Here is a 768-nt window from a genome sequence, read left to right as displayed (position 1 = left end):
GAAACTTTTTGTGCAAGCGCTTTTTGCAGGTTTTTATGATTATTTTTCAAATAGATTTTTATACCCAGGCTAAGCACAATCTACACACTTGTTATACCCAAAATTATCCACACTGTGAGGGTTTAAGGGCTAAATTGAATAATTAAATTATTCAATTTAGCTTTAGAAGAACTCATAGCGGTGTGTATTCGAAGTTAATTTGAGGCCAGATTTTATGGAAAAATGCCATCACTTCACACACAGTTCATGTGTTGATTAACTATGACATCTATTTAGCAATTAAAATCCATAAAATTGCCCAAATTATCGACTACTTTCCAAATTAAGCATTACATTGAACCTGGATTTAATCACTGCCTTAACATCTTAATCGCTACTTATAAAAATAACGGAAACAGCCATCATTAACTTTCAACGATATACCTGAATACTCAATGCTAAAACCTAGTTTTATCCGCTATCAGGCTTAGCTCGATTTCATCACCGTTCATTATCGTCCCTCAATCACAAATGTGCTCAAAGCATTTATATAATGCGAAAGTCAATCTGAACAGGAGGCGAATTTTGAGCCCAAAAGGAGACTCGCCAGATATATTGAGTTCAAATCACAATCAGATGAGAGCGGCAGACTTACGGGGGCCGACATCCAGCAATACATCTCGAGTGAGTTTAATGTCGAGTACCATCCCAATCACATCTACAAGCTACTCAAGAGCATGGGATTTTGTTGGATAACCAGCCGCTCCAGGCATCCAAAACAAACTCAGA

General features: G+C 37.1%; 1 protein-coding gene. It reads left to right on the top strand.

Translation table 11 applies throughout. The features are described from left to right. Positions 1-593 precede the first annotated feature (593 nt). On the top strand, positions 594-768 hold a 175-nt coding region (locus H9J30_RS21790; RefSeq protein WP_427915951.1), incomplete at its 3' end, for a helix-turn-helix domain-containing protein.

It is taken from the genome of Shewanella cutis (assembly GCF_022410515.1).
Taxonomy (GTDB): domain Bacteria; phylum Pseudomonadota; class Gammaproteobacteria; order Enterobacterales; family Shewanellaceae; genus Shewanella; species Shewanella cutis.
The sequence above is the reverse complement of the archived record's forward strand: the minus strand, read 5'-3'. Positions and strand labels throughout refer to the sequence as shown.